The 24,458-nt window shown below is 71.0% G+C and carries 21 protein-coding genes; 5 read left to right on the top strand and 16 right to left on the bottom strand.

The genetic code is table 11. The features are described from left to right. Positions 1–285 precede the first annotated feature (285 nt). Positions 286–1,980: a YncE family protein gene (locus FM125_RS08310; protein WP_245829911.1), complete on the bottom strand. Its 1,695-nt coding sequence runs from the start codon at positions 1,978–1,980 to the stop codon at positions 286–288. A 305-nt stretch (positions 1,981–2,285) separates the two neighbouring features. Between FM125_RS08310 and FM125_RS08305 the strand changes: the two genes are divergently transcribed. Beyond that, on the top strand, positions 2,286–2,852 hold the full coding sequence (locus FM125_RS08305; RefSeq protein ID WP_087134280.1) for a DUF421 domain-containing protein: 567 nt from the start codon (positions 2,286–2,288) through the stop codon (positions 2,850–2,852). Between the two features lie 153 nt (positions 2,853–3,005). On the opposite strand, the gene FM125_RS08300 is transcribed toward FM125_RS08305, so the two are convergent. From FM125_RS08300 to FM125_RS08290, 3 genes are all read right to left on the bottom strand, one after another. After that, positions 3,006–3,668: a 3-oxoacid CoA-transferase subunit B gene (locus FM125_RS08300; protein ID WP_070637314.1), complete on the bottom strand. Its 663-nt coding sequence runs from the start codon at positions 3,666–3,668 to the stop codon at positions 3,006–3,008. 15 nt (positions 3,669–3,683) lie between these two features. Further along, complete coding sequence (locus tag FM125_RS08295) at positions 3,684–4,391, bottom strand: 3-oxoacid CoA-transferase subunit A (RefSeq protein WP_087134279.1); 708 nt, start codon at positions 4,389–4,391, stop codon at positions 3,684–3,686. Positions 4,392–4,569: 178 nt separating this feature from the next. Then, the gene (locus tag FM125_RS08290; protein WP_087134278.1) at positions 4,570–5,946 is read right to left on the bottom strand and encodes an MFS transporter; all 1,377 of its coding nucleotides are present in this window, start codon (positions 5,944–5,946) and stop codon (positions 4,570–4,572) included. An 86-nt stretch (positions 5,947–6,032) separates the two neighbouring features. On the opposite strand from FM125_RS08290, the gene FM125_RS08285 reads away from it, so the two are divergent. Then, entirely contained in the window at positions 6,033–6,899 is an 867-nt protein-coding gene (locus FM125_RS08285) for an IclR family transcriptional regulator domain-containing protein (protein WP_087134277.1), read from the top strand. A gap of 25 nt (positions 6,900–6,924) precedes the next feature. Here FM125_RS08285 and FM125_RS08280 read toward each other — a convergent pair whose 3' ends face one another. The 11 genes from FM125_RS08280 to FM125_RS11795 form a co-directional block, all read right to left on the bottom strand. Then, positions 6,925–8,328, bottom strand: coding sequence for an NAD(P)-binding domain-containing protein (locus FM125_RS08280; protein ID WP_087134276.1), 1,404 nt, complete (start codon positions 8,326–8,328; stop codon positions 6,925–6,927). Between the two features lie 390 nt (positions 8,329–8,718). Further along, positions 8,719–10,059 carry an NAD(P)-binding domain-containing protein gene (locus tag FM125_RS08275; RefSeq protein WP_087134275.1) on the bottom strand — a complete coding sequence of 447 codons (1,341 nt, stop codon included), beginning with the start codon at positions 10,057–10,059 and terminating at the stop codon, positions 8,719–8,721. A 214-nt stretch (positions 10,060–10,273) separates the two neighbouring features. After that, the gene (gene pcaC / locus FM125_RS08270) at positions 10,274–10,684 is read right to left on the bottom strand and encodes a 4-carboxymuconolactone decarboxylase (RefSeq protein WP_087134285.1); all 411 of its coding nucleotides are present in this window, start codon (positions 10,682–10,684) and stop codon (positions 10,274–10,276) included. 26 nt (positions 10,685–10,710) lie between these two features. Further along, complete coding sequence (locus FM125_RS08265) at positions 10,711–11,544, bottom strand: alpha/beta fold hydrolase (protein ID WP_087134274.1); 834 nt, start codon at positions 11,542–11,544, stop codon at positions 10,711–10,713. A 28-nt stretch (positions 11,545–11,572) separates the two neighbouring features. Beyond that, positions 11,573–13,057 carry a lyase family protein gene (locus tag FM125_RS08260; RefSeq protein WP_087134273.1) on the bottom strand — a complete coding sequence of 495 codons (1,485 nt, stop codon included), beginning with the start codon at positions 13,055–13,057 and terminating at the stop codon, positions 11,573–11,575. A gap of 23 nt (positions 13,058–13,080) precedes the next feature. After that, entirely contained in the window at positions 13,081–13,728 is a 648-nt protein-coding gene (gene pcaG, locus FM125_RS08255; protein WP_087134272.1) for a protocatechuate 3,4-dioxygenase subunit alpha, read from the bottom strand. Further along, a complete protein-coding gene (gene pcaH, locus FM125_RS08250) occupies positions 13,728–14,543 on the bottom strand; it encodes a protocatechuate 3,4-dioxygenase subunit beta (RefSeq protein ID WP_087134271.1) in 816 nt (271 codons plus the stop codon). Before pcaH ends, pcaG begins: the two co-directional genes overlap by 1 nt. 126 nt (positions 14,544–14,669) lie before the next feature. After that, positions 14,670–15,881: a 4-hydroxybenzoate 3-monooxygenase gene (locus tag FM125_RS08245; RefSeq protein ID WP_087134270.1), complete on the bottom strand. Its 1,212-nt coding sequence runs from the start codon at positions 15,879–15,881 to the stop codon at positions 14,670–14,672. A 285-nt stretch (positions 15,882–16,166) separates the two neighbouring features. Next, positions 16,167–16,934 (bottom strand): IclR family transcriptional regulator, encoded by a 768-nt coding sequence (locus FM125_RS08240; protein WP_087134269.1) that lies wholly within the window; start codon positions 16,932–16,934, stop codon positions 16,167–16,169. Continuing rightward, complete coding sequence (locus FM125_RS08235) at positions 16,931–18,232, bottom strand: pyridoxal phosphate-dependent aminotransferase (protein WP_425435814.1); 1,302 nt, start codon at positions 18,230–18,232, stop codon at positions 16,931–16,933. The genes FM125_RS08240 and FM125_RS08235 overlap by 4 nt, the downstream gene beginning before the upstream one ends. Positions 18,233–18,681: 449 nt before the next feature. After that, positions 18,682–19,254, bottom strand: coding sequence for a hypothetical protein (locus FM125_RS11795; RefSeq protein ID WP_135103333.1), 573 nt, complete (start codon positions 19,252–19,254; stop codon positions 18,682–18,684). A 520-nt stretch (positions 19,255–19,774) separates the two neighbouring features. Between FM125_RS11795 and FM125_RS08230 the strand changes: the two genes are divergently transcribed. Together FM125_RS08230 and FM125_RS08225 are read left to right on the top strand one after the other, a co-directional pair. Continuing rightward, the gene (locus tag FM125_RS08230; RefSeq protein WP_067190647.1) at positions 19,775–20,095 is read left to right on the top strand and encodes a hypothetical protein; all 321 of its coding nucleotides are present in this window, start codon (positions 19,775–19,777) and stop codon (positions 20,093–20,095) included. 33 nt (positions 20,096–20,128) lie between these two features. After that, the gene (locus tag FM125_RS08225) at positions 20,129–20,359 is read left to right on the top strand and encodes a hypothetical protein (RefSeq protein WP_067190649.1); all 231 of its coding nucleotides are present in this window, start codon (positions 20,129–20,131) and stop codon (positions 20,357–20,359) included. Between the two features lie 91 nt (positions 20,360–20,450). On the opposite strand, the gene FM125_RS08220 is transcribed toward FM125_RS08225, so the two are convergent. Then, positions 20,451–23,996 carry a DEAD/DEAH box helicase gene (locus FM125_RS08220; protein ID WP_087134267.1) on the bottom strand — a complete coding sequence of 1,182 codons (3,546 nt, stop codon included), beginning with the start codon at positions 23,994–23,996 and terminating at the stop codon, positions 20,451–20,453. Between the two features lie 200 nt (positions 23,997–24,196). On the opposite strand from FM125_RS08220, the gene FM125_RS08215 reads away from it, so the two are divergent. Then, positions 24,197–24,458 (top strand): helix-turn-helix domain-containing protein (locus FM125_RS08215; protein ID WP_143745273.1); only part of this gene is annotated, 262 nt, incomplete at its 3' end.

The following is a 24,458-nucleotide window of genomic DNA, read 5'->3' as shown; positions in this document are numbered from 1 at the left end:
GTCGGATCGGCATAGAGGCATCGGGGAGACGGGGCGAGGGAGCGCGAGCCACATGGAGATCCGGGGATGCTCCTCGGCGGCGCAGGCGCGGGCCCAGACACAGTCACGCCGGGGCCGCGTCCCCACGACACGGCCCCGGCGCTCTCTGCGGCTCCAGCGGACGTCCCCACGACATCCGCCTGGAATCCCCCGGGCAGCCCATCCCCACAACGGCCCGCCAGAGGGAGTCTGGTCACCGGCGGCGGAGCAGCGTGCGCACCGCCGCCGGAACGTGTTCAGACTCGATCAGTGATCGTGACCGTGGTCCTCCTCGGAGTCGTGGTCATGGTCGTGATCGTGGTCCGAGTGACCGTGGTCATGGCCCTCGTCATCGCCGTGGTCATGGCCGTCATGGTCACCGTGCTCGTGGCCGTCCTCGCCGTGGTCATGGCCCTCATGGCCGCCGTGGTCATGCCCCTCGTGGTCACCGTGGTCGTGGCTATCCTCGCCGTGGTCGTGGCCGTGATCGTCGCCCTCGGAGGAGGCCGGGGCCTCGGGGGCACCGGTCACGACGGCCATCTCGGTCACCGGGCCGTCGAGCTCGAACTCGTCGACCTTCTCGCCCTTCACCAGGTCGATCACCACGAGCTTGTTGTTCTCCGCGTCGGTCACGTAGGCGAAGTCACCGGCGGCCTTGAGGATCGGGCCCGGCTCCTGCCAATCGTCCTTCTCCTCCCACTCGCCGATGGCGTCGATCCTCTTGACGACCTCGCCGGACTCCTCGTCGATCACGTTGAGCTTGCCGTCGTAGGTCAGGACGACGCCCTCGCCCTCCGGGCCGCGGGCCAGGGATCGGAACCAGTAGGAGGACCCCAGGTCCACGACCTTCATGGAGTCGTTGACCGAGTCGATGAGCGCGACCTTGGTGGTCCGCTCGACGGCTTCCTTCGGCTCCTTCTCCACCTTGTAGTCGCCCAGCACGATCGAGGAGTCGTCAGATCCGGCCAGGTTGCCGGAGCGCTGGAACTCCAGGCCCGGGTCGATCTTGTGGAACTCGCCGTCGCGGTAGACGATCGGGCCGTTCTCACAGCCGAGCACCACCACGTCCTTGCCGTCCTGCTGCTGGGCGGCAGCCTCGCCGTGGACGCCCGGGCAGTCCTCGGTCTTGGCGATCTCCTTGCCCTCGCGGTCCACGACCTTCACGGTGTGGCGCTCGTCCTCATTGCCCTCCGTGGTCAGGACGCTGCCGTCGGCCAGCTCCAGGGCCACGCCGTGGTGTGCCGCATCCGTCGTCATGTCCTCGGTGACCGGGGTCAGGTCCGGGGTGGCCTTGTCCAAGTCGTCCGAGATGAAGGTGTTGATGGAGCCGGTGCCGTCGGCGAAGAGGTTGGTCTTGCCGTTGTGCGTCACAACGTGGCCGGCATGGTCGCCGGGGAACACGACGCCGGTCATGCCGGGCTCGGACTCGTAGTTGTGGAAGTGATCCCCGTGCGCCTGCTTCTTGATGCCGGTGGAGAAGACCTCCCAGCCCTTCTCCGTGATCACCATGACGTCCTTGCCGTTGCCGGCATTGGACAGCCGCTTGAAGCCGGCCAGTGCCTGCTCCTTGAGCACGTCGCCGGTCTCGGCGTCCAGGAGGGTCAGGCCCTCGTCGTCGGACAGGAGGATGCGCGGCTTCACGGTCGCAACCTCCTTGGCCGCGGTCGGGTCCACCCAGTCCGCCTCATCCACAGAGGATGCGGCGGCGACGTCGTCGCCCGCCCCCTCGCCGTCCTTCGACTCCTCGGCGCCCTTCGAGCCCGAGGCCTCGGCGCCCTGCGACGCAGACTGGGAGGCCGAGGCGGTCGCGTCGGCGTCAGAGGCGTCGTCACCGCCAGCGCAGGCGGACAGCGCGAGGGCGGCCGCGGCCATGGCGGCGGCGAATGCGGAGAAGGACTTCAGGCGGTGCGTGGGGGCGACCACCGCGGAGGACAGGGCGTGAAGGTGCGAAGACTTGGTCATGGCTCTCAACTGTAAACGCTATTGCGTAGCGTTCGCAATATAGGCTCTGACCAGACCGTTTCCTACACGACGACGCACCGGAACCCGACGTTCTCCCGCACGAAAGCACCTCCGGACTCGACGTTTTCCCGAACGAAAGCGCCTGGAGGCGTCTGGGGAGCCGCACGGCCGCGGGCGACAACCACGCAGCACCCGACCACCGGCGCAGTAGCGTGGACGGGCCGGGGTGAGCGGCCGTCGTCGTGAAGCCCTCCCCCACCCACCGCGGGCCGCCGGCCCGCCCCGAACCGAGCCGAGGAGCACCGATGACACCGCCGCAGGGATGGGGTCCCGCACTGACCGAGTCGCTGGGGATAGAGCCGTGGCGGATCCCGATCGTGGTGGCGACCGCCGTGATCGTCTACCTGGCGTTCCTGCTCCTGCTGCGCGTGTTCGGCGCGCGTCTGCTCACCGGCCTGTCCGCATTCGACACGATCGTGGTGATCATGTTCGGCGCCGTGGCCGGGCGCGTGATCCTCGGCCACCCGCCGACGCTCGCCACCGGACTGATCGGCCTGCTGACGCTGGTGCTGCTGGAGGTGGTCTTCGGGGCGCTCGCCGCCACCGCCCGTGGGCGGCGGGCCATCGCTGGACGGGCGAGGGTGATCGTGGCGCACGGCCGCGTGCTCGAGCCCGCCCGCCGCAGGGCACACGTCAACCGCTCCGAGCTGCGCTCCGCCCTCCGGCGGGCCGGGGTGAGCTCCATGGACCAGGTCGCGTGCGTGGTGATGGAGTCCAGCGGCCACCTGTCCGTGATCCGCGTCGGCCAGCCGATCGACCCGGAGCTGCTGGACGGGGTGCTCGGTGCGGACGAGGTGCTGCGCCGGGGCTGACAGGGCGCCGGGGCTGACGCCGAGCCAGAAGAAACGGCCCCTTCCCAGGTCCGGGAAGGGGCCGTTTCTTCTGGCTCGGAGCAGGGGCCGTTTCTTCTGGTTCGGAGCAGGGGCGGTCTGGCTCGGAGCAGGGGCGGCGCCGCGCCAGCCGCCTCAGACCCGCTCGAACCGCACGCCCGGGTGGGCCTGCTCGAGCTCCTCCCAGGTGATGCCGTGCAGCTGCCGCACCTTCACCACGCCGGTCTCGTCCAGCAGGAACACGCCGCGGTCCGCGTAGATGCGGGACACACAGCCGACGCCGGTGAGCGGGAAGGTGCACTCGGGCAGCAGCTTGGCCTGCCCCTTCTTGGTGAACAGGTCCATCATCACGTAGGTGTCCTTCGCGCCGATCGCCAGGTCCATGGCCCCGCCGACGGCCGGGATCGCCCCGGGCTTGCCGGTGGACCAGTTGGCGAGGTCGCCGGTCGCGGACACCTGGTAGGCGCCGAGCACGCAGACGTCCAGGTGGCCGCCGCGCATCATGGCGAAGGAGTCGGCGTGGTGGAAGTACGCGGCGCCGGGAAGCTCGGTGACGGGGATCTTGCCGGCGTTGATGAGGTCCGGATCCACGTCCTCGCCGTGGGCCTGCGGGCCGAAGCCGAGCATGCCGTTCTCCGTGTGGAGGGTGACGTGCTTGTCCTCCTCCAGGTAGTCGGAGACGGTGGTCGGCTGCCCGATGCCGAGGTTCACGTAGGAGCCCGGCGCGATGTCGTCCGCGATGGTCTTCGCCAGCTGCTGCTGGTCCAGCGGGGTGTCGGTCTGGATGAACTCGCCCATTGCTTCCTCGTCCTCTCAGTTCTTCCCGACGACGGCGCTCGCCCGCCGCTGCATCTCACCGGAGACCGTGGGCACCGTCACGACGACGTCGGTGTAGATGCCGGGGGTGACCACGACCTCGGGGTCGAGCGGGGTCTCGAGGACCTCGTCGACCTGCACGATCGTGTGCCGTGCGGCGGCGGCCATGACGGGGCCGAAGTTGCGGGCGGTCTTGCGGTAGACGAGGTTGCCCCACGGGTCCGCGGCGTAGGCCTTGATCAGGGCGACGTCCCCGTGGATGGGCGACTCGAGCACGTAGTGCTTCCCGTCGATCTCGCGGACCTCCTTGCCCTCGGCCAGCGCGGTGCCGTACCCGGTGGGTGTGAAGAACCCGCCGATCCCCGCACCGGCGGCGCGGAGGCGCTCGGCGAGGTTGCCCTGCGGGACGAGCTCCAGCTCGATCTCGCCGGCCCGGTAGGCCTCGTCGAAGTGCCACGAGTCGGACTGGCGAGGGAACGAGCAGATGATCTTGGCCACGCGTCGCTCCTTGATCAGCAGCGCGAGGCCCGCGTCGGCCTGGCCGGCGTTGTTGTTGACCACGGTGAGGTCCGTGGCGCCGGAGTCCATCAGCGCGTCGATCAGCTCCATCGGCTGGCCGGCATTGCCGAAGCCGCCGATCAGCACAGTCGCGCCGTCGGTGATCTCGGAGACGGCCTGGGCGGCCGTGTCCACGAAGCGGGTCATGGGGATTCCTTCGTCTCTCGCCGGCGGCGGCCGGCGGTGCAGGTGAGGTGTCCCGACGACGGGCTCGGCCGTCGTCGTTCCCTCTCACGGTAGGCGGATGCGGGCGGAAGGCAAACAGACGTTTGCAGAGCGAACGACGGGGGCCGAAGGCCCTTGCGTGTCCGTCACGGGACGACCGTCAGGCGCGGCGCACGGTGGTGAAGCCGGTGGCCGCGATGCCGCCGAGCAGACCCGCGGCCGCGAACGCGAAGAAGCCCCACGGATAGGCGATCCCGGCGGTCAGCAGCGCACCGCCCATCAGCGGGCCGGAGATCGCGCCGACCCGGCCCACGCCGGCGGACATGCCCAACGCGGTGCCGCGGACCTGCGGCGGATAGTTCGAGGCGCAGAACGCGTAGACCAGGTTCTGGGCGGAGAACACGAACATGCCGGTCACGAAGACCACCGCGTAGATGCCCACCAGCGGCAGCTTCACCACCAGGGCGCACAGCAGCAGGGCCGAGCCGAGGAACCAGATGATCGCGGCATTGCGCGGCGTGATGCGGTCGCCCACCCGGCCGGAGACGACCAGGCCCGCCACCGCGCCGGCGTTGAGCACGAGCAGGAAGCCGAGGGCGTTGCCGAGGTCGTAGTCCGCTGCCCGCATGATCTGCGGCAGCCAGGAGTTCAGGCCGTACACGAGCATCAGACCCATGAAGGACGCGATCCACACCAGCACGGTGTTGCGGCGGTACACGCCGGTCAGCAGCAGGGCCGCACCGGAGCGCTCCTGGCCCGGAGCCTGCTCCGGGTGCGCGTCCCCGTACGGGCGCTGCTGGGCCTCCGCCTCATGGGCGTCCAGGCCGTAGTGCGCGGCCAGCACGCGGGCATCCTCCGGGCGCCCGACGGCGTTCAGGTAGGCCGGGGACTCCGGGAGGTAGCGCAGCATCAGCGGCAGCAGCACCACTGCCGGGGCGCCGCCGAGCCAGAAGAGGATGCGCCAGCCGTCCGTGGTCTGGGTCGCAGCCCAGATCGCCAGCAGCGAGGTGACCACGGCGCCCACGTGGTAGCCGGTCATCACCATGGTGGTGGCGTTGGCGCTGCGCCCCCGGCGGGCGAACTCGGTGACCATCGAGATGGCCGTGGGCAGGCACCCGCCGAGGCCGAGGCCGGCGAAGAAGCGCAGGACGCCGATCTGCCAGGCCTCGGTGGCGAAGCCGGTGACGAAGGTCAGCACGGAGAAGGTCAGCACGGCGGCCATCAGCAGGCGGCGGCGTCCGAGCCGGTCGGTCAGCCAGCCCATGGCGAGCGCGCCGATGGTCATGCCGATCAGCGAGGAGGTCAGCAGCCAGGTGCCGTTGGCGTTGGTGACGTTCATCGTCGGGTCGTCCGTGAGCTTCGGCATGGCGGCGCCGAGCACCACGGCGTCGAAGCCGTCCAGCAGCACGGCGATCCAGCAGAGCGGGGCCACCCAGCCCCGGCCGCGGAGGATCAGACGGCCGCCGCCGTCGGCACCTTCTGCGAGGGGTGTCGAACGCGCCTCGTCCTGGGGCGAGGTCACTGATGTTGACGGCATCTCCGCCTCCTTCACAGGGTCTGAGCGACGCCCCGGGCGGATGTCGCGCAGATCACACCGTATGCCTCGCCCCGTGAATCGCAAACATGAGTTTGCAGTGCGCACAGATCGGCTACGGTGACGCCATGGAGACGACGACCGACCCGGCCCGCGAGGCCTCGGGGCACCCGCACCGGAACGAGTTCGTCCAGGCCCTGGCGACGGGTCTGGGAGTGCTGCGCGCATTCACGCCGGAACGTCCGGCCCTGACGCTCACGGACGCCGCCGAGGCGACGGGGATCTCACGGGCCTCGGCGCGGCGGATGCTGCTGACGCTGGTGCACCTGGGCTACGCCGTGCAGGTGGGACGCACGTTCGAGCTGACGCCGAAGGTGCTGGAGCTGGGACGCGGCTACTGGACCGGCCGGAGCAGGTCCGAGGTGCTGCGCCCCGTGCTGACGCGGGCCTCACAGCGGCTGCAGCAGTCCTGCTCGGCCGGGATCCTGGACGGAGCCCACCTGATGTACATCGCACGGGTGCACACCGAGCGGATCCTCCGCGTGAACCTGGACGTGGGCACGAGACTGCCGGCCTTCAACACCTCCATGGGGCGGGTGCTGCTGGCCGGCCTCGAGGACGCCGCCGTACGACGGGTGCTCGAGGGCTCCCCGCGGACCCCCACCACCGAGCTGACGCGGACCGGCGTGCAGGAGCTGCTGGCCGAGGTCGGCCGGGTGCGGGAGCAGGGGTACGCGGTGGTGGCCGGCGAGCTGGACCGGAACCTGGCCTCCGTGGCCGTTCCGGTGCGGGACGGCGGCGGCCGCGTGACGGTCGCCCTGAACACGGCACTGTCCACGGCGCCGGGGCAACTGGGGGCGGAGTTCTCCGCAGACGAGTTGGAGGGGGCCGTCTCCCGCGCCGTCCCCGTGTTGCAGGAGGCGGCGCGGGAGGCCGAGGCGGCCCTGGCCCGCTGAGGCGGCCGGCGGGGCGGGGCCGGCGTCAGCGCATGAGACCGGAACCCTGGCCGGCGTCGGCGCGCTCAGCGGCCACGACCTCCGGGTCCATGAGGTAGCGGAACAGGGAGTCGTCCAGCTCCTCCAGCCACGGCGTGTGATGCTGCGCGGCCATGGTGCCGGTCATGACGGAGCGGTAGGAGTGGTCGCGGTAGGTCATGATCCCGGCCTTCTTCGCCTTCTTCCAGCTCGCGAGGATCTCGAAGACCGCGTCCAGGTCGAACATCGGGTAGTCCGTCTGCTCGATGAGGTCCTCCACGTAGTCGCACTGGAAGCGGGCCTCCTCGATCTCACCCGGGATCGCCTCGAAGCGGGCCGTCCAGTCCGCCATGTGTGCCGCGCGCTCGTCAGCGGACGGCAGCTCGGCGCGGCCGAGGATGAGGTCGCGGGAGTACCAGGCCTGGGCATCGAACATGTTGTACGTCAGCCACTGGTCCTGCGCCCCCAGATAGTGGACCTTCGGGTTCTCGTGCCACACCACACCCCGGTAGAGGCCCTCCGGGTACACGGTGTTCGGGCCGGAGAGCGAGAGCTCGCCCGGCATGAACGGGTAGTGGTGGCGGTAGCCGGTGCAGAGGATGATCATGTCCACGTCGCGGCGCTGCCCGTCGGCGAAGTGCACGGTGCTGCCGTCCACCCGGTTCAACAGCGGCACCTCCTCGATGCCTTCGGGCCAGTCGTAGCCCAGCTTCGCGGAGCGATAGGAGATGGTGACCTGCTCTGCCCCCATCTTGTAGATCTGCGAACCGATGTCCTCGGCGGAGTAGGAGGACCCGACGAGCAGCACCCGCTTGCCGGCGAGCGCCTCCGCACCCCGGAAGTCGTGGGCGTGCATGACCTGGCCGGGGAAGGTCTCGATGCCCTCGAAGGCGGGCACGTTGGGGAAGGAGAAGTGGCCGGTGGCCACCACCACGTGGGAGAACCGCTCGGAACGGGTCTGACCCGTCAGCAGGTCCTCCGACGAGACCACGAAGTCGTCGGCCTCCGGGCGGTGCTGGACCCAGCGGACCACCGTGTTGAAGCGCACCTTGGACTTGGCCTCGGACCCGCGCATGCGCCCGTCGATGTAGTCCCACAGGACCTCCCGGGGAGGGTAGGAGGAGATCGGACGGCCGAAGTGCTCGTCGAAGGTGTACTCGGCGAACTCGAGGACCTCCTTGGGCCCGTTGGACCACAGGTTGCGGTACATGGAGGAGTGCACCGGCTCTCCGGTCGTGTCCATGCCGGTACGCCAGGTGAAGTTCCACTGGCCGCCCCAGTCCGACTGCTTCTCGAAGGCGACGATGTCCGGGACCTCCGCACCGGCCTGCTCGGCCGATTCGAAGGCACGGAGGGCGGCGATCCCGGACGGGCCCGCGCCGATGACTGCGATCCGCTGCGTGTTGTTCATGCACACCTCTCTGCACGGCCGGGGCCGCGCGGTTCCATCGGACCCCGATGCGGAGCGGAGTCCCCCATGAAGACTCAGAGACGCTCGACGCTGCCTCCGGGCGCGCCAGAAAAGGGCCGAGAGGTGGGGTCCCCAAGACCATAGCAAAATCATCCGCAGAGGCAGATTCAATGTCCACGACCCTGCCCGCGGGCCAGGCTCAGACTCTGGGAATGCGCCCGTCGCACCCGGCCCGGCGGCCGCGGAATCGACGTTCTCCCGAACGACAGTGCACGCGGACGCGCCGTTTTCACGAACGAAAACGCACTGGAACGCGACGATTTTCTGAACGAAAGCGCTCTGGGACCCGACGTTTTCACGAACGAAAGTGGACGGGGTCGGAGTCCCAGGTCAGCGCAGGAAGTTCTCCGCGGAGTCGTCGAACTCCTGCACCCACGGGGTGTGGTGCGGCACGGCCATCGTGCCGGTCACCGTCGAGCGGTGCTGACGGTCGCGGAAGGTCCGCACGTCCTCGATGCGGGCATCCCGCATCTGCAGGAACGTCTCGGCCACGGCCTCCACGTCCACCTCCGGGCAGTCGGTGTGGGCGGACAGGTCCTGGATGTAGGCGCCCTGGTAGGCCAGCGCGGCCGGCGGGCCGTCGATCTGCGTCATCCGCTCGAACCAGGCGTCCATGTCCGCCTTCCGCTCCTCGGCCTCGGGCACCTCCACGCGCCCCAGCAGCACGTCCCGGGCGAAGTAGGCCTGCGCCTCCAGCAGGGTCAGGGTGAACAGCTGCTGCGAGGCGCCGACGTAGAGCACGTCCGGGTCGTCATGCCAGACGACGCCCTTCCACAGCCCGATCGGGCACAGCAGGTTCGGCCCGCCCAGCGCCAGCTCCTGCGGCAGGAACGGGTAGTGGTGCAGGTAGCCCGTGCACAGCAGCACCATGTCGTACTCGGCCTGCGCGCCGCCGGCGAAGGTCACCGTGTTCCCGTCGAAGCGCTGCACCTCCGGCTGCTCGTCCATCCCCTGCGGCCAGGCGATGTCCTGCGGCTGCTTCCGGTAGGCGGTGGTCACGTGCTTCGCGCCGGCACGGTGCAGCTGCAGCGCCAGGTCCTGGCCCGAGTAGCTGGACCCGATCACGAGCACCCGCTTGCCCACATAGCCCTCGGCCGACCGGTAGTCACCGGCGTGCTGCACCTGCCCGCGGAAGGACTCGATGCCCGGCCACGACGGCACCTGCGGCGTGTGGAAGTGGCCCGAGGCCACCACGATCCGGTCGAACTCCTCGACCACGCTCTCCCCGCTGACAAGGTGCTGTGCAGTCAGACGGAAGCGGCCGTCGTCGTGCTTCTGGACCCAGCGGACGGCGGTGGAGAAGCGGATCTGCCCGCGGACGTCCACGTCCTGCATCCGGGCGCGGATGTACTCGGACATGACCTCGCGCGGCAGGTAGGACGGCACAGCACGGCCGAAGTGCCGGTCGAAGGGGTAGTCCGGGTACTCCATGCACTCCTTCGGCCCGTTGATCCACAGGTCCCGGTACATGGAGGAGTGCACCGGCTCGCCGTACTTGTCCGCGCCGGTGCGCCAGTCCAGGTTCCACTGGCCGCCCCAGTCGTCCTGGCGCTCGAACGCGACCACCTCGGGGACCTGTGCGCCGGCCTTCTCAGCCAGTGAGAACGCCCGCAGCAGGGCCATGCCGGACGGGCCGGCTCCGATCAGTCCGATGCGCTCGCGCGATGCCATGGGTGCTCCTTCGGGGGCGGGGCTGCAGGTGGTGCAGGCACGGGGTCGATCCCGGTGCAGCTCCATGCTCTCGCGATCACCACGCCACGCGCACCCCGCGCCCGGACGGCGAGCCGAGCCAGAAGAATCGCACGGTTCACGGCGCGTTCAAGCAGCCGAAGCCTCTGGCTCGCCGCGGGAGGCCGGCACACCCCACCCCCGCGCCCGACCCGCCTCACAGCGGCTTGCCGGCCTCCAGGTCCGCGTCCACCTCCGCGAAGACCTTCTGCGCCAGCGTGAACGCGATGTTCGCCGCCGGCACCGAGCAGTAGATCGAGCACTGCAGGAGGATCTCCTGGATCTCCTCCCGCGTCAGGCCGTTGCGCAGGGCGGCGCGCAGGTGCATGGCGCACTCGTCCCAGTAGCCGCCGGCGACCATCGCGGTGATCGTCACAGCCGAGCGCGTCCTCCGGTCCAGCCCCGGACGGGTCCACACGGTGCCCCAGGCGTAGCGGGTGATGAGGTTCTGGAAATCCTCGGTGGTGGCGTCCTTCTTCGCCTCGGCGCGATCCACGTGCGCGTCCCCGAGGACCTGACGGCGCACGGCCATGCCGGCGTCGTAGACCTCCTGGGAGGTCCGGTCCATGTCATGTCCGATCGGCTGCTCGCCCTTCACTTCTCCTCCTTCGGCATGGCCTGCTCGGCCGCGTCCATCGCCTCGACCAGGGCGGAGGCCACCTGCTCCGGTGCCTCCAGCGGAGCCTGGTGCGCCACCTCGGCCAGCGCACGGGTGCGCACCACACCCGCAGGGGCGCCGACGGCGATCTCCTCCCCCGCCGCCGGAGGCGTCACCGCGTCCTGCTCGCCGTGGATCGTCAGCACCGGCAGCGTCAGCTCGCCCAGCCGGTCCCTGACGTCGAACACCGCCAGCGCCTCGCACAGCCGCGCGTAGGAGTGCCGGTCGGCGTCCTGCAGCGTGTGCAGCAGCCCGGTGGTGCGCTCCGGATGCCGCTCGATGAACCCCTCGGCGAACCACCGCTGCGCAGAGCCGACCACCATGGTGGGCGTCCCGGCCTTCTCCACCAGCTCGGCGCGCTCGCGCCAGGCCTGGGGCTCGCCGATCTTCGCGGCCGAGCAGATCACGGCGGACGAGGCCAGCCGGTCCGCATGCTCCAGCGCCAGCTGCAGCGCCACCGCGCCGCTGAGGGACACGCCGGCATAGTGGACGGCGACGTCGGACGGGATCTGGCCGGCGTCGGCCAGCTCGTCCAGACCCTTCACGACGGCGTCCGCCAGGTCCGCCACGGTCGTCGCCTCGTCGTGGGGCCGGGAAGCGCCGTGGCCGGGCAGGTCCCAGCCGATCACGAGGGTGTCCGCCGGCATCAGGGCGGCGCACTCGGCCCAGAGGGCCTGGACGCCGGTGCCGAGTCCGGCGCCGACGCACAGCACCCGGGCGGGGGCCTCGGCCTCCTTCAGCAGCGTGGTGGTCACGGTCGGCAGGCTCATGGGTGTGTCGCCTCTTTCCTGTCGTGTCTCAGTCGTCGGTCTTCTCGGCGGCGCCGTCCAGGCCGTGGGCGGCGAGGATCCGGTCCACCACCTGCTCGGCCAGACCCACGTAGCCGCCGGGGTCGCAGAGCCGGTCCAGCTCGGCATCGGACACGGCGGCGGGGGCGGCCTGTCGCAGGGCGGCGCGGAAGTCTCCGGTGCCGGCCAGATGGGCGTCCACGGCGGCCTGGATCGCCGCACGGCCCGCCCCGGGCTCACCGCGTTCCTCGTCGATCCGCGGGGCCAGCGCGGACATCAGGCGCTCGGACACCAGCACCGGACCGGTGCGGTCCAGGTTGGCGCGCATCCTCTCCGGGCGCACCCGCAGGCCCTCGGCCACCTCACGGGTCAGGGCCGCGGCGGCACCGGCGTCCCGCAGCAGGCGGCGCAGGGCCGGCCATTCGGCGTGCCAGGCGCCGTCCGGGCGGTCCTCGTTCGCCGCCCCGGCGGCGGTGTACACCTGCGCGAGCGTCCCGGGCGCGGACAGCGCAAGGGAGTGCACCAGCACGGAGAGCACCGGGTTCTGCTTGTGCGGCATGGCGGAGGAGCCGCCACGCCCGGGGGCAGTGGGTTCGGCCAGCTCACCGATCTCCACGCGGGAGGAGAGCAGCACGTCGTTGGCGATCCGCCCGCAGGCCGCCACCGCGTCGGCCAGGGCCGCAGCCACCTGCGTGACCGGCAGGCGGGTGGTGTCCCACGGGCCGGGCGGATCCTGCAGGCCCAGCCGGGAGGCCAGGGCGGAGGTGAGGGCGAAGGCGTCGGGGCCGGAGCCGTCGTCGGGAAGCCGGCCGTCCGCGCGGGCGGAGGCGAGCGCGCCGTCCAGGGCGGCCAGCGTGCCGGCGGCGCCGCCCCACTGGATCGGCAGGGCGGCCGCGGCGGCGGCCAGGCGGTCAGCGGCCTGGGCGAGGCCGTCCAGCCAGTTCGCCGCGCGCAGCCCGAAGGTGATCGGCAGGGAGTGCTGGGCCAGGGAGCGGGCGACCATCGGGGTGGAGCGGTGCTCCACGGCCAGCGTAGCCAGCGCCGTGGCCGCGGCCCTCAGGTCCGCCACCACCGTCCCGGTCGCCTGGACGGCCATGCGCATGAGCATGGTGTCCACGATGTCCTGGCTGGTCGCGCCCACATGCACCGCCGTGAACCCGGCCGGCAGCTCCGCCCGCAGCCGCTTCAGCAGCGGGATCAGGGCATTGCCGCCGGCCGTGGCGGCGCGGGCCAGCTCGTCCAGGTCCACGGACCCGGCCAGCCGATCCGCCGCCGCCCGCACGGCCCGGGCCTCGTCCGCCGAGACCACCCCCGCCTCCGCGAGCGTCTGCGTCCAGGCCGCCTCCACCTCCAGCAGGCCGGCGACGATGGCCGCATCCGAGGTCTGCGCCGTCACCGCCGAGGCGGGCAGGGCGGGGTCGAGCAGGCCGTGGTCCGCGGCCGGGCGCGGCGGCACGGAGGAGGAGGAGGAGGAGGAGGACGGGTGGTCGGTCATCGGCGGTCGGGGCCTTCCGGGCGTCAGTCGTGGACGGGGTACTCGATGCCGGGGAACTGCAGGAACACGGTCTCCTTGTCCGCGTTCTCCCCCGCACCCTGGATCCACACGTCGAAGCGCAGCGAGCCGTCCTCGTCCCGATGCGCGATCAGCGTGTTCCGGCGCTCCGGGTCCAGGCCGGACAGGAACGGGTCCGCGGCCAGCGCCTCCGTGTCCTCAGGAATGTACACGCGGGTGTGCAGCTTGTTCAGCAGCCCGCGGGCGAACACCACCAGATGGATGAACCGGGCGCGTCCTGCGTCGGTGGCGCCGGGCTCCACGGTGGAGAAGGTGAAGCGGCCCACGTTGTCCGTGACGGACCGCCCCCAGCCGGTGAACGTGAAGCCGTCCCGCACCAGGGAGCAGTCCTTCCGGGAGATCCTCCCCTGCGCGTCCGGCTGCCAGATCTCCAGCATGGCGTCCGGGATGGGGGTGCCCTCGCCGTCGTACACGGTGCCGTACAGGCGGACGGCGTCCGGGTGTGCCGGCGGGACCAGGTTCTGCCCGTCCCACCACGGCAGGTGCACGTTCTCATAGGGGGTGGCGTACCCGAAGAACGGGCCGATGGTCTGGCCCGGGGTGGGGACCAGGCGGCCGTCCTCGCCGCGTTCGGTGTTCTCGTCGATGCGCATCAGTGCTCGCCCTCCTCGTCTTCCATCCACGTCCGCTGGCTTCCGGACAGGACGATGTCCCAGTAGTAGCCGGTGTTCCACTCGTGACTGGTGACCGAGTGGTCGTAGGTCGCCACCAGGCGGTCTCGGGCCTTCTGGTCCGTGATGCCCTGGTAGATCGGGTCCAGGCTGAACAGCGGGTCCCCCGGGAAGTACATCTGGGTGATCATCCGCTGCGTGAAGTCCGTGCCGAACAGGGAGAAGTGGATGTGCGCCGGACGCCACGCGTTGTGGTGGTTCTTCCACGGATAGGGGGCCGGCTTGATGGTGGTGAACTCGTAGCGGCCCTGCTCGTCCGTGAGGGTGCGGCCGATGCCGGTGAAGTTCGGGTCCAGCGGGGCCGGGTGCTGGTCCCGCTTGTGCACGTAGCGGCCGGCCGCGTTGGCCTGCCAGATCTCCACGAGCTGTCCGCGGACGGGGCGGCCGTCCCCGTCCAGGACGCGGCCACGGACCTTGATGCGCTCGCCGATCGGCTCACCGCCGCGCTGGATGGTCAGGTCCGACTCGAGCGGATGCACGTCACGGTCGCCGAACGCCGGGGACCACAGCTCGATGGTCTCCGGGTCCGCATGGACCATCGACTTGGTGGGGTGGCGCAGCAGCGAGGAGCGGTACGGGGGGAAGTCCAGCCGCGGCTGGGTCTCGCCGGAGGCCTCGGCGTGGATCGCGGAGATCTCGGAGCTGATCTGCTCCTGCGAGTCCTGCGTGGCCGCGGGGTCGAGGACGTGCGCGTCCTCGAACGCCTCCTCGTCCGGGGCGGGGGCGGTGCTGCTCATGGGTGGCTCCTCTCGGAGGGTCGGTGGGGTCGTCGGGTTCTGGGGCGGCCGGGCCGCGGAGGGCCGGCGCCCGGCGGGCCGGCGGGCGGGGCCGTCGTCGGACGCCGGGAAACCGGCGGACGGCGGTCAGGAGTTCGGCCAGCCGGTGTACTGCTCGGCCAGGTGCTGCATGCCGAACCGGGAGCCGGTGACGGACTCGAGCTCGCCGAGGATGCGGCGGTTCTCGAACGCGGTGGCATCCGCCCGGGTGTGGAGCATGGAGGTCATCCAGAAGGAGAAGTTCTGGGCCTTCCACACCCGGCGCAGCGCGGTGTCCTGGTAGCCGTCGAGCTTCTCGCGGGTGCCGGTGTCCGCCCAGGCGAGGATCGCGTCGGCGAGCACGCGGACGTCGGCGAAGGCGAGGTTCAGGCCCTTCGCGCCGGTCGGCGGGACGGTGTGGGCGGCGTCGCCGGCCAGGAAGACGCTGCCGCGGCTCATGGGCTGACGGACGAAGGAGCGGAACGGCAGCACGGTGCGGTCGAAGATGGGCCCGGTCTTCAGCTCGAAGCCGTCCGGGCCGGACACGCGAGCCTGCAGCTCGGACCAGATGCGGTCGTCGGACCAGTCCTCCGGCTTCTCGCCCGGATCGCACTGGAAGTACATGCGCTGCACGGTCTCCGAGCGCTGGGAGATCAGGGCGAAGCCGCGCTCGTGGCGGGCGTAGATCAGCTCCGGGGAGGACTTCGGTGCCTCCGCGAGGATGCCGAACCAGGCGAACGGGTACTCGTGGGACAGGTCCTGGGAGCCGCCGTCGGCCAGGGCACGGCGGACCACGGAGCGGGAGCCGTCCGCGCCGATCAGCAGGTCGCAGCGCAGCTCGTGGACCTCGTCCGGGTCGGCGCCGTCCGCGAGCGAGCGGAAGCGGACGCCCGGGCGGTCCGAGTCCACGTCCAGGACCTCGGTCACCTCGGTCTCGAAGCGCACGTCCCCGCCGTCCCGGGCACGGACGGCGGCCAGGTCCACGAACACCTCGTTCTGGGCGTAGAGGGTGACGGTGGCGCCCACCAGCTCCGGGAAGTGCAGCAGGTGGGACTCGCCGCCGAAACGCAGGTCGATGCCCTCGTGCTCGTCCCCCAGCTCCCCGATGCGACCGTCCACGCCGGTCTGGGTGAGCATGTCCACGCTGGGCTGCTCCAGGATGCCGGCACGGTGGGTGTGGGCGATCTCCTCATGGGAGCGGCGGTCCAGGACGATGTTGTCCACGCCCGCACGGGCGAGCAGATGGGAGAGCATGAGGCCGGCCGGGCCGGCGCCCACGATCCCGACGCGGGTGCCGGTGGTGGTCTGCGGTGAGGTCATGGAGGCTCCTGGGGGACGGGACAGGGCGGGCCGGGTGATGCGGCCGCAGGCTGGGACCAGCGTGAACCAGAGCACAGTGCGACGGTAGGTGCATTCCCACTCAGTGAGAATGACGCGCGGTGGGAATGCTGCCCGGTGGGAACGCTGTCCGGTGGGAATGCGGGGGCGCAGGCCCCGCCACAGCACTCCCCCGGCCTTCCCCGCGGAGGCGAGGAGCCGTCGTCGGGCTCTCAGGCCCCTCCCGACGACGGACCGGGCGCCTCCGCCACGCCCCTCGCCTGCCGTTCAGCCCAGGGAGCGGCCGATGCCGCGTGCCGCCGTCATCAGCAGAGGTGCGATGGCCGCATCCGCGGCCATCTGCCTGGGCACCACGACGCCGAGAGCCGCGACGGTCCGCCCGGCGCCGTCTCGCACCGGGACGGCGATGCCGCGCGCCTCCGCGTCGATGCGCCCCACCACGGCGGCATGCCCCTGACTGCGCACATGGGCCAGGATGCTCCGCAGCTCGTCCTCGGTGGGGTTCACCGCCGGAGCCGCGCTGCCCTTGGTCGGAGGCACCGGCCCACCGAGTTCCGCGGCGTGGGCACGCACGTACGCCGCCACGCGGGGCCGCGCAGAGAACGCCAGCAACACCTGGCCGAGTGAGGTGGTGAAGGTCGGCAGACGGCCCGCCACCGTCGCCTGGTTCGCCACCGCCCCCCGGGCGGACAGGCGCTCGAGCACCAGCACGCCCTCGTCGTCGAGCACCGCCAGCTGCACGTGCTGGCGCAGCACCGCGTGGACGTCGTCCAGGAACGGCATGGCCGCCTGACGCAGGGAGACGGACGGCGCGGACCGGGACGCCAGCTCCCACAGGCGCAGGCCGGGCCGGACGCGGCCGCCGTCCCGCTCCAGCAGATCGGACTCCCTCAGCCGCTCGACCCAGCGGTAGGCCGTGGCCGTCGGCAGTCCCGCCCGCTGCGCGAGCTCGGCCGTGGTGAGGCTGGGATGCTCGGCGTCGAATGCCTCGAGGATCCGGATGAGCCGGTCCAGGGTGGAGTCCGCGCCGCTCACGGCCGCCCCCCCGGCCCGGGCCCGGGCCGCACCCGCTCCTGCCAGGCCACGATCCGCTCCAGCGCCTCGGCCACGGCCTCCTTTCCGGCCGCGAAGGACAGACGCACAGACTCCGGTCCGTGGACGGCGTCGAAGTCGTCGCCGGGGGTGATGGCCACGCCGGCCTCCTCGAGCAGAGCGGTGCAGTAGCCGAGGGCGTTCCCGTACCTCTCAAGCGCCCACTGCGGCAGGCGGGCCCAGAGGTAGAAGGCGCCGTCCGCCGGGGCCACGTCCGCCCAGCCCAGCTCCGGCACCCGCTCCAGCAGGACCTCGCGGGTGGCGGCGAACCCGCGCACCTGCTCCTCGCAGAACTCATAGGCTGCTTGTCCGAACGCGGCGACCGCCGCCTCCTGCGCCGCCGCCGGCGGGCAGAGGGCCGCCGACCCGGCCAGCCCCTCCACGGCGGCGCGCAGGTCCTCCGGAACCAGCATCCAGCCCAGCCGCCAGCCGGGCATGCCCCAGTACTTGGAGAAGGAGCTGATCACCAGGGCGGTGCGGCTGAAGGTCCAGGCGCAGGCGCCCCTGTCCGCGGGGTCGGTGGACGCGGCCACCGTCTCCGTGGTCTCGGTGGCCTCGGCCACCCCTGCCGCAGCGGCGCCCCGGTAGACGATGCCGTGGTAGATCTCATCCGAGACCAGGCGCACCTGATGCTCCTGGCACCACACGGCGAGCGCCTCGAGCTCCTCGGCGCTCACCATGGTCCCGGTCGGGTTGGCCGGAGAGGCCAGGATGAGTCCGGCCAGCGGTCCGCCCTCGGCCTCGGCGGCCTCGAGCAGCTCCACGGTCGGCTGGTGGCGCACGTCCGGGCCGGCGTCGAGCTCGACCACCTCGCAGCCCAGCGAGGTCAGGATGTTCCGGTAGGCCGGGTAGCCGGGGCGGGCCAGGGCCACCCGGTCGCCGGCCTCGAAGGCGCAGAGGAAGCCGAGCAGGAAGGCCCCGGAAGAGCCCGTGGTGACGGCGACCTGCTCGGGGGCCACGTCCAGCCCGTACCAGCGGGCGTAGTGTCCGGCGATCGCCTCGCGCAGCGGCCGGATCCCGGAGGCCGGAGTGTACGTCAGCGCTCTCCCGGAGGCATGCACGGCAGCGGCCGCCTCGTTGACGGTCGGCGGGGCGCCGGCCCCGGGCTCGCCGGCGCAAAGGGACACCACGTCGCGGCCCTCGGCGCGCAGCTCGGCCACTCTCCCGAGGATGTCCATCACCATGAACGGCGGCACCTGGGCACGCGTCGACGGGCCCAGCGGACGGCGATCGCTCTGCATCTCACGCATGGCCTCACGGTATCGGCATCTCCGTTCCGCCACGGCCCTTCTCCGCCGCCCGGCACTGGTCTACATTCAGCCCAGGCCGCCTGGGCGCGGCACCCACGAGGGGCTCCCTGCGCCGCGAGGACATTCTGCCTCCCCTGCAGCGCCGGAGGCACTGACAGGATGCCCCGGGGGCGCCGTCTGGGCGTCCCCGGGGGCGTCGCCGCTACGAACGCTCCCGACCCCTGGAGGCGAGGAGCAGCCAGGTGCCCCACAACAGGCCTAGAATCGCCGCGACGATCAGCACCACATCTACGGTTCCACTCAGACCATCCACCAGCGTAGCGGCCGCGACCAGGACGAACACGAGCATCACAGTCACGATGAGCGCAGCGGAGCCTCGTCGACCGTCGCGCGCCGCTCCCACACCGCCGCGCCCCTGGTCGGATCCATGCTTCCTGGTATCAGGCATAGTCATAACAGTCACGGAATGTGGCAATGAAGCTGACAGAGTATCCGGCCAGCGCAAGGGCGAAGAGGCCACCAGAAGCGACAACGGCGGCCGCAAGGGAGACAGTGGCGAGAGAGAAGCCGGTCGCTGACACTACACATGAGAGCGCATCCGTAGTCCTAGCACCGCCACTTTTTGACGCACTTGAGTCTTGATGCGTCACGATCCGCGCCGCACCTCCGCTATATACCAGATTATAAGTGCGAGATTCCGCGTCAGCGTATGTGTTCTGGATATCCGCAATGAAAGAGTGGTAGTCCTGAGCAAACTTCACATTCACTCCCTCGTCCACAGCGCCCTCGAAGTCGAATACCGTCTCACCATCAACGACAGAGGTGTACTGCTGGGCCAGGCGAACATCCTCTGAGGTGACTGCAGGGCTTTTCCCGTGAGCCCGATGAGGCTCTGTCACCACGACACTGGACGCAGGAATACCGTTAGCCTCGAGGGCACCTGCGGGTGCGCCGCCGAAAACGAGGCCTGCACAGACCAAGCCAGCTAATGTCACTCTTTTGAACGTCTTCATACTCTCAACCAAATCCAATCTTCGGTGAGTGAATGGGCTTGGGGGATGCGAGCTGTGAATCACAATACACCTGTCCGGATGCACATGCAATCTCAGACACAGAACCGTCCTAGCTTGACCGGCTGAACCACGCGTGATCGGGCGAGCACGTAGAAGACAGTCGTCCCGAGTGGCCGCAAAGGGCATCTCGGCTCTGACCAGCGCGAAATCCGCGTTCACTGACGGGCCCCTCCTTCTGGACAGGCTAGCGAGAACCACCCCGTTGCCTCCGGTTCGAGGCCTCCACGCCGATGTCGCTGCGCGAGAGCTGGGACGGGACCGAGCATCCCCTGGGCGTGTTCGTCGGAGAGTCCTGGGGCAGGACGCCCGCCGAGGGTCCCCGCCGACGGCGCTCGCTCTACCTCTCACGCATGCACCCACGCTAGCCGCATCTCGATTCGGGCACGGCTCTTCTCCACCGCCCGGCACTGGTTTACATTCAGCCCAGGCCACCTGGGCGCGGCACCCACGAGGAGGCCCCATGTCCCGCACCCGCCTGGCCGGCATCGCACTCCCCCTGCTGCTCACGGCCGCCCTCACCGGGTGCACCGAGACCGGGGGCTCCACCACCTCCACCCCGACGACGGCCTCCCCCTCCGCCCTGGTCGGCACCTCCCCGACGGGGTCGGGTGAGAGCGCCGCAGAGGCGACGATCTCGGCGAAGGCGACGGCGCCGTCGTCGCCGTCCGAGGAGGAGTGGCCCGCCGAGCTCTACCAGGCGGGCGGGACCGCCTACGAGGACTACCTGCGCGAGCAGCAGGGGCCGGATGGGTTCGGGCACCTCCTGGGCGAGGTCGCTTGAGAGGCCTGGGGCAAGGGGGTCGCACAGGTCGACGTGGCGACGCGGGAGGGCTACACCTACTCCACGCTGGTGATCTGCGCCCTGAACACCCCGGTCACCCTCACGGACAGTCAGCACACCGAGCTCGAGTCCCCGACCTGCGAGGGCGGCTTCGCCAGCCCCGGTGACGGCTCGAGGGTCACCTACCGAGCGACCACGCCGAACGGCGCCCCCGTGTGCCTGGTGGTGTTCGAGACGCCGGCCGAGGGGGCCCCGGAGGCCTGACTCGGCGGCCGGCGGCACCCAGCGCCCAGGCCGTCCTCCGGGGCAGCCGCCCGGCACCGGAGTGAGCCCGGCAGCACCGGGTACCCGTCACTCAGTCGTCGGCACCGAGGAGCTCGCGGATGTCGTCGGCGGTCAGGGAGTCGGTGAAGGCGCCGGCGCCGGAGTCGTCGGCCTCGTCCATGAGCGCCCCGAACAGCTCGGCCTTGCGGCGCTGCATGTCCAGGACCTTCTCCTCGATCGTCCCCTGGGACACCATCCGGTAGACCATGACGGTCCGGTCCTGCCCGATGCGGTGCGCGCGGTCCACGGCCTGCGCCTCGGCCGCCGGGTTCCACCACGGGTCCATGAGGAACACGTAGTCCGCCTCGGTCAGCGTCAGGCCGAAGCCGCCGGCCTTCAGGGAGATCAGGAACACGGGGGCGTCGCCCTCGCGGAAGCCCTGGATCACCTCGGCGCGGTGGCGGGTGGAGCCGTCCAGGTAGGCGTAGTCCACGCCCAGGTGGTCCAGCTCCTCGCCCACGGTCCTCAGGAACGTCGTGAACTGGCTGAACACGATCACGCGGTGCCCCTCGCCCAGCACCTCCGTCAGGTCGTCCAGGAACCGCTCCATCTTGGAGCTGGGCACGGAGGCGTACTGGTCGTCCACGATCGACGGCGCCAGCGCCAGCATGCGCAGCAGCGTCAGGGACTTGAAGATGGTGAAGCGGTTGCCGTCCACGTCGTCCAGCAGGCCCAGGACCTTGCGGCGCTCGCGCTGCAGCACGCGGTCGTAGAGCTTGCGGTGCGCCGCCTCCAGCTCCACGGAGAGCACCTGCTCCTGCTTCGGCGGCAGGTCCTTGGCCACCAGCTCCTTGGAGCGGCGCAGCATGAACGGACGCAGGCGGCGGCGCAGCCGGGCCATCCGCTCCGGGTTCTCACCGGTCTCGATGGGGTTGATGTACTCCTCGCGGAACAGCCGGTGGCTGGGGAACAGCCCGGGCACGGCCACCTCCAGCAGCGCCCAGAGGTCGGCCAGGGAGTTCTCCATGGGCGTGCCGGTGATGGCCAGGCGGAACGGGGCCTGCACGTCTCGGGCCACCTGGTGCACCTTGGCGGTCCGGTTCTTGATGAACTGAGCCTCGTCCAGCACCAGACCGGCCCACGTCCGGGCGTGGTACTCCTTCGCGTCGATGCGCAGCAGCGTGTAGCTGGTGACCACCACGTCCGCGCCGGCCACCTCGTCCACCAGCGGGGTGCGGCGCTTGCGGGTGGTCTGGTCCACCACGCGCACGTCCAGGCCGGGGGCGAACTTGGCCGCCTCCGCGGCCCACACCGAGACCACCGACGACGGCGCCACCACCAGGAACGGCTCCTCACCGGCCGCTCGGGCCGGGTCGGCCACCGCGTCGGCCGCCTCCACCACGGCATCCGCAGCGCCCGCCTCCGCCTGGGCCGGCGCCTCCTGCGCCGCCTCACCGGCGACGATCCGCCGCTCCTTGGCGTGGCAGAGCAGGGCGAGGGTCTGGACGGTCTTGCCCAGGCCCATGTCGTCCGCCAGGATGCCGCCGAGCCCGAGCTCGTGCAGGAACGCCAGCCAGCGGAAGCCCTCGCGCTGGTAGGGGCGCAGCTCGGCCCGGAGCCCGGCCGGGACCTCGGGGTCCGGGAGCCGCTCGGTGGCGGCGAGCCGGCCCATGGCCGCGGTCCAGGCCGGGTCCTCCTGCACCTCGTCCGCCAGGTCCTTGAGGTCCTCCCAGAAGGCGACCTGGTGCTTGGAGACCTGCTGGTTCTCCGGGGTCCACTCCTGCAGCGTGGCGGCCTCGGACAGCAGCGCCCTGAGCTTCTCGAACGCCGGATGGTCCAGGGACAGGTAGGACCCGTCCATGAGGATCAGGGCGGTCTTGCCGTGCACGAGCGCGGTGAACAGCTCGGCGAAGGGCAGCACGTGGCCGTCCACGGAGACCTGCACCCCCAGGTCGAACCAGTCGTTCTGCGTCGCCTTCGTGCCGACCTCGATCCGCGGCACGGCCGTGAGCTCGCGGTAGTCCGGGCGCTCGCCGGTGACGTCCACGCGGACGTGCTCCACCTTCGCCAGCTGCGGCAGGACGGTCTCGGAGAAGCGGGCCGCGGCCACGCCCTCCAGGGCCTGGCGTCCGGTGCTGCCGGCGTGCGGCCACACCTCGGCGGCCCGGGCGAGCACCTGCCGCTCGTGGGCGGTGTCCCGCAAGGCGTCCCTGGCGTCCACCTCCACCTGGCGCGGCGGGTCGAAGTAGAGCCAGGACCAGTACAGGTCCAGCTGGTGGTCCGGCTGGAAGTCGGCCTGCAGGCGCAGCGTGGGCGGCTCGAACTCGGGCAGGTCCACGGAGCCGTCCGTGGAGGCCACCTCGATCTGGTTCTTCAGTCGCGGGTAGACGCGTTCGAGGAAGTCCGCGCGGTCCGACTGCGGGACGGTGAGCGCCTTCTCGGACTCGAGCAGGTGCTGCACGGGCTCGGCCAGAGACTGTGCGGCGGGCACCAGGTGCGCCACGAAGCCCTCCTCGGCCTCGCGGACCCGGTAGAACCCGATGCCGCCCACCGGGTAGACGTCGGAGGCCTCGACCTGGTGGTCCGCGGCGGTGAGCAGCCGCGGGGACACCGCCAGCTCCCCGCCGTCGGCCTCACGGACGTCCAGGCCCACATGGACCGGATCCTCCAGCACCACATCGGACAGCGAACCCTGCGCCACGAGCTCCACACCGGCCTTCTCGGCGCCCTCGAGGAGCTGCCAGATCCGGGTGGAGTCGAACTGGTGGAGCATGATCCACGCGTCCGTGGGATACGTCTCCTCGGCCATCAGCTGCCGGTAGATCAGCCGCAGCGCCCGCTCGTGGGCGGGGTCGAACTCGGCCCGCGGGTACTGGAACCGCTTCCAGGTCAGCCCTCCCTTGATCCAGGTGCCCTTCGCGCCCCGCCTCAGGGGGCGCAGCAGCACGAACAGCCCGCGCCCGGCACGCAGCCGATCCTCGCCGGCGCCGGCCGGACCCCACTGCTGGTACATGGAGTGGGAGGACTCGGCCACCAGCTCCACGCCGATCGCCAGCGGCGCCTGCGGGGCGCGCACCGAGGAGGTCTGCAGTCCGGCCAGCGGCTCCATGATCCGACGCCAGTCCGCGGCGGCGGTGCGGGAGGCACCCGAGCCGGCCGGGCCGTCGTCGCCCAGGGAGGGCCGGGCGGCTGCCGCCGAGCCGGCCGAGCGGGCGGCGAGCTCGTCCGCGGTGGTGATCATGGAGGATAGATCCGTCTTCGCCCGGTCCAGCGCGTCGTCCGAGCGCAGCCGGACGGCGCGGTAGCAGACCGCCGCCACATGCTTGCAGTCCGCGCCCACGGGACAGGTGCATTCGCCGGAGACCGGCTCCCACTCCATGTCCAGCGGGTCGGTGCCCTCAGGCTGGAGGTCCGCGGCCACGGACGGCTGCAGCCACACGCGCACCCGGTAGGGCCGCGGGACCGAGCCGGCCACCTGGGCGGTGAGCAGGCCCTCCTCGGGGTCGAACGTCACCCGTCCCACCCGACTGGTGCTCGCGTACTGGAGCCCGCGGGAGGCGAAGGTGGCACCCACCACGGCGCGGATCGCGTCCGTGTCGATGCGAGGCGTGCTGGTGCGCGACGGGTCGGAGACCATTCGTCCATCCTAGAACTCCCCCGCCTGCGTGGTCACAGCGGTGTGGACGCACCCCACCCCTGCCCAAGCCCCTACCGCGAGCCCTAGCTGTTGTGGGTCATGAGGTTCTTGACATCGGTGCCGGGCTGAGATGAGACGAGTGGGCCTCTCCCGCAGGATGGAAGTTCCTACACAACCCATCCGCGCGAAAAGGCCCACTCATGACTCACGCTAACGCACCCCTGACCCCCACCGGCCGTCTCAGGATGGTCCACCGTCACCTGAACGACGGGATCCCGCAATCCCACGTGGCCGCTGAGTTCCGGGTGAGCCGGCCCACGGTGGCCACCTGGGTCGCCCGCTACAAGGCTCAAGGCGAGGCAGGACTTCAGGACCGGTCCAGCCGGCCCCAGCGCTCACCTGACCGACTCGATCCGGTCCTGGTCGCCCAGATCCACGCCCTGCGGCGGGAGCGCAAGTGGT

Source organism: Micrococcus lylae (assembly GCF_900163825.1).
Taxonomy (GTDB): domain Bacteria; phylum Actinomycetota; class Actinomycetes; order Actinomycetales; family Micrococcaceae; genus Micrococcus; species Micrococcus lylae.
This window is presented reverse-complemented; position numbering and strand designations above follow the sequence as displayed.

Excerpts from the sequence above, each read along its gene's own strand:
- FM125_RS08310 (WP_245829911.1), bottom strand. The coding sequence starts at position 1,980 with ATGACCAAGTCTTCGCACCTTCACGCCCTGTCCTCCGCGGTGGTCGCC.
- FM125_RS08305 (WP_087134280.1), top strand. The coding sequence starts at position 2,286 with ATGACACCGCCGCAGGGATGGGGTCCCGCACTGACCGAGTCGCTGGGG.
- FM125_RS08300 (WP_070637314.1), bottom strand. The coding sequence starts at position 3,668 with ATGGGCGAGTTCATCCAGACCGACACCCCGCTGGACCAGCAGCAGCTG.
- FM125_RS08295 (WP_087134279.1), bottom strand. The coding sequence starts at position 4,391 with ATGACCCGCTTCGTGGACACGGCCGCCCAGGCCGTCTCCGAGATCACC.
- FM125_RS08290 (WP_087134278.1), bottom strand. The coding sequence starts at position 5,946 with ATGCCGTCAACATCAGTGACCTCGCCCCAGGACGAGGCGCGTTCGACA.
- FM125_RS08285 (WP_087134277.1), top strand. The coding sequence starts at position 6,033 with ATGAGTTTGCAGTGCGCACAGATCGGCTACGGTGACGCCATGGAGACG.
- FM125_RS08280 (WP_087134276.1), bottom strand. The coding sequence starts at position 8,328 with ATGAACAACACGCAGCGGATCGCAGTCATCGGCGCGGGCCCGTCCGGG.
- FM125_RS08275 (WP_087134275.1), bottom strand. The coding sequence starts at position 10,059 with ATGGCATCGCGCGAGCGCATCGGACTGATCGGAGCCGGCCCGTCCGGC.
- pcaC (WP_087134285.1), bottom strand. The coding sequence starts at position 10,684 with ATGGACCGGACCTCCCAGGAGGTCTACGACGCCGGCATGGCCGTGCGC.
- FM125_RS08265 (WP_087134274.1), bottom strand. The coding sequence starts at position 11,544 with ATGAGCCTGCCGACCGTGACCACCACGCTGCTGAAGGAGGCCGAGGCC.
- FM125_RS08260 (WP_087134273.1), bottom strand. The coding sequence starts at position 13,057 with ATGACCGACCACCCGTCCTCCTCCTCCTCCTCCTCCTCCGTGCCGCCG.
- pcaG (WP_087134272.1), bottom strand. The coding sequence starts at position 13,728 with ATGCGCATCGACGAGAACACCGAACGCGGCGAGGACGGCCGCCTGGTC.
- pcaH (WP_087134271.1), bottom strand. The coding sequence starts at position 14,543 with ATGAGCAGCACCGCCCCCGCCCCGGACGAGGAGGCGTTCGAGGACGCG.
- FM125_RS08245 (WP_087134270.1), bottom strand. The coding sequence starts at position 15,881 with ATGACCTCACCGCAGACCACCACCGGCACCCGCGTCGGGATCGTGGGC.
- FM125_RS08235 (WP_425435814.1), bottom strand. The coding sequence starts at position 18,232 with ATGCAGAGCGATCGCCGTCCGCTGGGCCCGTCGACGCGTGCCCAGGTG.
- FM125_RS11795 (WP_135103333.1), bottom strand. The coding sequence starts at position 19,254 with ATGAAGACGTTCAAAAGAGTGACATTAGCTGGCTTGGTCTGTGCAGGC.
- FM125_RS08230 (WP_067190647.1), top strand. The coding sequence starts at position 19,775 with ATGTCCCGCACCCGCCTGGCCGGCATCGCACTCCCCCTGCTGCTCACG.
- FM125_RS08220 (WP_087134267.1), bottom strand. The coding sequence starts at position 23,996 with ATGGTCTCCGACCCGTCGCGCACCAGCACGCCTCGCATCGACACGGAC.